Raw genomic sequence first — 5,151 nt, 5'->3', positions numbered from 1 at the left:
GTGATCCCGCTGGGGTTCGAACCCAGGACCCTTACATTAAAAGTGTAATGCTCTACCAGCTGAGCTACGGAATCTTTATTTTTGTTGGCCTCACTCGTTCGTGATTGCGGGTGCAAAGATAGGCACTAATTCCATTTCGCCAAATATTTTTCGAATAAATTTTACTTTTTTTTACGCTTTTTATTTTAACCAACTGTTAATCAATAAAGATCAATTATGTATTTTTTAAATTAAAAAGGAGACTCCCGTCTCCCCTATCAGTATAGCCTTATCTATTCTGTTAGTCCAATTTACAATTCAGGCCGGAGATCGAAGCCGTATTTTTACAGTTCACTTCTGCCTGCTTCTTAGTTGCAAACAAGTATGTATCTGCTATTTGAAAATCTCCGTAACTGTCATAACAATTACAATAACGTGTTTTACGGCAAGATGTCATCCCAAAAACTGCCAAAGTAAAAAGACCCAGAGTAATTTTTAATTTCATATTATGTTGTTTTAATATATTACAATAATAGGTTAAACCAAAACCTAAGAAGGTTTCTTTAACTATAAACTTATATCGATTCGTTATTCCATTCCCGATTCAATCCAATCCAATGCCGGATACCCCAGGTTATCATTTGACCATCTGTGAATAATCTTCCCATTTTTAATATAAAGAAAAGTAGGGTACCTTCCTTCTGACATCTGGTTCATTCCATCCGTGTTCTCAACCAGAAAATAATCCAGTTCCGGGCTTTCTGTCTCTTCTACATAAGTGGTAATAGCAGAGCTATCTTTTGCTGCAAGAAAAACCCCCACTCCCAGATTTGTTCTTCGTTTGATCTCTTTTAAGCGATATCTTGTAGCAATTTTACAAAACGGACATCCGGGACTTGCAATACAAATTACTCCCTCAAATCCGGGTTTAGCGGCAAGAACTTCTGTTAAAACAGAATTGGTCGCATCATTCATTTCGCGATCCGTCTTCTTATAATCTCCCTGATAAATTGGTCGAACAAAAAAATATCCTCCCAAAAGAGCTAAGACTATTATTATCTTTAAGAGCGTAGCATAGATTTTTTTCATCTGAAAAGGAAGTAGAATCACACCAACAGTTGACAATACAAGAATTCCAATCCAATGCGATAAGGCCGAAAATGTCCAGGACCATCCTCCGGATATACCATAGTTATACAATACGTCGGGGAAAATTATCAGCAGTACTGACAACAGAAGTACTACTAGAGCAGCAAATATTCTCATCTTTTTTTATCAAATGTAGAAAAAGTTTTATTAGTCCGGAACTTTTCTCTTTAGTTAAAGTAAACCATAAAAAAAGCCGTACCACAGTGTGACACGGCTTTTTTTGAAATTATTTCAATTACTTTTTTGTAAGCGTACAAGTTTGCTCCATTGAATAACCCGACTCTTCTACTTTCACTGTTGCTTCGTTACAAGCTGCCTGAGCCTGAACCTTAGTAGCTCCTTCTACAGTAAATTTATACTCTGAGTTTTCTACATCCGTACCAATAACTTCTTTCTGCTCACAAGTACAAGAATAATCTTTTGTACAGGAAACCAGTGTTAATCCTGTTAGCGCCAAAATTGTAAAAGCCTTTTTCATATTTTTTATTTTTTTTCAAATTTAACTCAAAAAAGTAAAAATCAAAAATGATTCTTATGAATTTGAATTATGTTATCTATAAATTTCATTAATTTATCTAAGCTTCAGATACATCTATCTGATCTTACCATACCTTATCTGCAATCATTTTTTCCAATTCTTCCTGTCCGATTTCTTTTCCATCCTGCTCAAATGGAACACGGAAATTACATCCCGATTTATACGCACTGCAACCATACGCTTTTCTTCCCTTGATGATCTTGCCTTCTTTGCATTTCGGACAGTCTACATCTCCCATTTCACGAATAGCCTTTTGCATTTTAAATTGTTCCGGAAAGAGGATTTCATTCGTTAGATCAACCACCATATCAACTAACTCTTTTTTAAAAATCTCGCTGTCGTACTCTCCTTTTTCGATCAAACGCAATTTCTTCTCCCAATCCCCTGTTAATTCCGGAGATTTTAACAAATCATTGGAAATAGTTTCGATTACCTGTACGCCTGTTTCCGTCGCAAAAATGGTCTTTCGTTTCCGCTCAATATACTTTCTTCGGAATAATGTTTCGATAATATTCGCCCGTGTAGATGGACGACCTATTCCGTTATCTTTCAACATTTCACGTAACTCCTCATCGTCAATCTGTCGCCCGGCTGTTTCCATTGCCCGCAATAGCGTCGCCTCTGTATAAGGTTTAGGAGGTGAGGTCTGTCGTTGGATAATAACCGGCTCATGAGGTCCGGACTCTCCTTCTTCGAACGTCGGCATGATTTTATCTTTTTCATCCTTCTCATCCGCTTTCTCGCCTTCATACACAACACGCCACCCCTGACTCAAAATTTGTTTTCCGGTCGCCTTAAACTCAATCTCTCCTACCTGTCCCAAAACAGTCGTATTAGATACAATACAATCCGGATAAAAAGCTGCAATAAACCGCTTGGCTACCGTCATGTACACTTTTTGCTCATCAGGAGTAATTCCCCCTGGAGTAACTCCGGTAGGAATAATCGCATGGTGATCCGTTACTTTCTTATTATCAAAGATCTGTTTTGTCTTTTTTATGGGCTTTTCAAGCAGCGGAGCTGTTAATGCGCTCAAGTGAGTAAGCCCTTTCATAATTCCGGGAATTTTCGGATAAATATCGTCCGAAAGATAGGTTGTATCTACCCTGGGATAGGTTACCAGCTTTTTTTCATATAAACTCTGAATCATTTTCAGCGTGTCATCCGCAGAAAATCCAAACTTCTTATTACACTCAACCTGTAAGGCTGTAAGGTCAAATAAGCGCGGAGAGGATTCTTTTCCTTCCTTCACTTCAAAGGAAACAATTTCAAAAGGAAGTTCTTTTATGGATGCTACAGCTTCATCCGCTTTCTCCTGTTGTTTTAACTTACCCAGGTTACTTGAAAATTCAGTCTCACGGTACACTGTTTTCACTTCCCAGTAATCTTCAGGAACAAATGCTTCAATTTCCTTCTGACGGTTCACAATCATTGCCAAAGTAGGTGTCTGTACCCTACCTATAGATAGTACTCCCTTACCACTTCCATATTTTAAGGTAAATAAGCGTGTAGCATTCATACCTAACAACCAGTCTCCTATTGCTCTCGAACTTCCTGCCGCGTATAATCGGTTAAAATCATTCGCGTCCTTTAACTTAGTAAATCCCTCAAGTATCGCTTCTTCCGTAAGTGATGAAATCCAAAGGCGCTTAACAGGAACTTTGCATTGCGCTTTGTGGAGCACCCATCGCTGGATCAACTCTCCCTCCTGCCCGGCATCGCCACAGTTTATAACCTCTTCACAGTTCTGAACCAGACGTTTGATTACATGAAATTGTTTTTTCACGCCTTCATCATTAATCAATTTGATGCCAAAACGCGACGGAATCATAGGTAAATCCCGTAAATTCCAGTATTTCCATTTTTCAAGATAATCATTGGGTTCTTTAAGGGTACAAAGATGCCCGAACGTCCAGGTGACCTGGTATCCTCCCCCTTCGTAATAACCGTCTTTGCGTTGTTTCGCTCCGATTATCTCCGCTATATCTTTAGCCACACTCGGTTTCTCTGCGATACAAACCTTCATATCTTATTTTCGGGTATACTTTTTTATCGTAAAACTATAATCGTTTCTCTCATTCTTTTCGCCAGTACCGACTACTGAAATTGTCCAGTCTTCTTTATCGAAATCCGGGAAAAAGGTATCACCTTCCGGCTCTCCGTGAACGTGGGTTATGTACATTTCATTTACATATCCCTTCTCCAAAGACTCTCTGTACACTTCTCCTCCACCTATAATGAACAGGTTTCTTTCATCATTTTGATACGTTTCCAACCACCCGGAAACAGAAGAAAATAATTCACACCCCGGAGCATCATATTCCGGGTTTCTCGTAAGAATACAGTTTAACCGATCCGGAAGCGGTCTGAATTTTTCCGGAATAGATTCAAAATTTTTCCGCCCTGTCAGAATAATATGACCGGTTGTCGTTTCTTTAAAGAAGCGCATATCATCTCTCAATCTCCAAACCAAATCGTTATCCTTACCAATAACATTATTATCTGCCACGGCAACGATCAGCGTTACTTTTTTACTCATTCTCCTGAAGAATTTAAACAGCTACAGCTGCCTTAATATGTGGGTGTGGATCGTAATTTATCAGTTCAAAATCTTCATACGTAAAAGAAAAGATATCTTTCACCTCCGGATTTATCTTCATCTCAGGAAGCGGTCTGAAATCACGACTGAGTTGCAACTTAGCCTGATCAATATGATTCGAATACAAATGTGCATCCCCCAGTGTATGTACAAATTCTCCCGGTTCCAGATCACACACCTGAGCTACCATCATCGTCAATAAAGCATAGGAAGCAATATTAAACGGAACGCCTAAAAATGTGTCAGCACTACGTTGGTATAACTGGCAACTTAATTTTCCGTCTGCGACGTAAAACTGGAACAAACAATGGCAGGGAGGTAACGCCATATTATCCACATCTGCCACATTCCAGGCACTTACCATCAGGCGGCGGGAATCCGGATTATTTTTAATCTGGTCTACCACCTTACTAATCTGATCAATTTTTCCTCCGTCCGGCGTAGGCCATGAACGCCACTGGTATCCGTATACAGGACCTAAATTCCCCTTTTCATCTGCCCACTCATCCCAGATGCTCACACCATTATCTTTCAGGTATTTAATATTTGTATCCCCCTGTAAAAACCACAACAGCTCGTGGATTATTGAGCGAAGGTGTAATTTTTTAGTCGTTACTACCGGAAAACCTTCCGAAAGGTCAAAACGCATCTGGTATCCAAAAGTAGAAAGCGTCCCCGTACCGGTCCGGTCTCCCTTTTCTGTACCATTATCCAATATATGCTGAAGTAAATCGTGATACTGTTTCATCTTAAATTATCGTTTGTTGTTGATGAACCGAAAGAACGGAACATCGTCTTTCGCAGCTACTAAATTACGTCAATTTTGCAAACGAAATTTAGCATTGTGAATGAATTCATTCTTTTGTGAAAAACTTTATTTAACGAT

General features: G+C 39.1%; 6 protein-coding genes and 1 tRNA gene. All 7 read right to left on the bottom strand.

Annotation, left to right across the window (positions count from 1 at the left end; translation table 11 throughout):
• Position 1: 1 nt before the first annotated feature.
• Positions 2-74: transfer RNA gene (locus AC4PL9_RS14955), tRNA-Lys, on the bottom strand.
• A 206-nt stretch (positions 75-280) separates the two neighbouring features.
• The gene (locus tag AC4PL9_RS14950; RefSeq protein WP_491605555.1) at positions 281-484 is read right to left on the bottom strand and encodes a hypothetical protein; all 204 of its coding nucleotides are present in this window, start codon (positions 482-484) and stop codon (positions 281-283) included.
• A gap of 83 nt (positions 485-567) precedes the next feature.
• Entirely contained in the window at positions 568-1,245 is a 678-nt protein-coding gene (locus AC4PL9_RS14945) for a hypothetical protein (protein ID WP_491605554.1), read from the bottom strand.
• A gap of 118 nt (positions 1,246-1,363) precedes the next feature.
• Entirely contained in the window at positions 1,364-1,606 is a 243-nt protein-coding gene (locus tag AC4PL9_RS14940; RefSeq protein ID WP_343783959.1) for a hypothetical protein, read from the bottom strand.
• A 124-nt stretch (positions 1,607-1,730) separates the two neighbouring features.
• A complete protein-coding gene (locus AC4PL9_RS14935) occupies positions 1,731-3,692 on the bottom strand; it encodes a DNA topoisomerase 3 (protein ID WP_491605553.1) in 1,962 nt (653 codons plus the stop codon).
• 3 nt (positions 3,693-3,695) lie between these two features.
• A complete protein-coding gene (locus AC4PL9_RS14930; protein ID WP_491605552.1) occupies positions 3,696-4,205 on the bottom strand; it encodes a dihydrofolate reductase in 510 nt (169 codons plus the stop codon).
• Between the two features lie 13 nt (positions 4,206-4,218).
• On the bottom strand, positions 4,219-5,013 hold the full coding sequence (locus AC4PL9_RS14925; protein WP_491605551.1) for a thymidylate synthase: 795 nt from the start codon (positions 5,011-5,013) through the stop codon (positions 4,219-4,221).
• Positions 5,014-5,151 lie beyond the last annotated feature (138 nt).

It is taken from the genome of Wandonia sp., assembly GCF_984588085.1.
Note: the sequence above shows the minus strand (reverse complement) of the source record. Positions and strands in the feature narration are given on the sequence as shown.

Coding starts and splice junctions, on each gene's coding strand:
- AC4PL9_RS14950 (WP_491605555.1), bottom strand. CDS start 484: ATGAAATTAAAAATTACTCTGGGTCTTTTTACTTTGGCAGTTTTTGGG.
- AC4PL9_RS14945 (WP_491605554.1), bottom strand. CDS start 1,245: ATGAGAATATTTGCTGCTCTAGTAGTACTTCTGTTGTCAGTACTGCTG.
- AC4PL9_RS14940 (WP_343783959.1), bottom strand. CDS start 1,606: ATGAAAAAGGCTTTTACAATTTTGGCGCTAACAGGATTAACACTGGTT.
- AC4PL9_RS14935 (WP_491605553.1), bottom strand. CDS start 3,692: ATGAAGGTTTGTATCGCAGAGAAACCGAGTGTGGCTAAAGATATAGCG.
- AC4PL9_RS14930 (WP_491605552.1), bottom strand. CDS start 4,205: ATGAGTAAAAAAGTAACGCTGATCGTTGCCGTGGCAGATAATAATGTT.
- AC4PL9_RS14925 (WP_491605551.1), bottom strand. CDS start 5,013: ATGAAACAGTATCACGATTTACTTCAGCATATATTGGATAATGGTACA.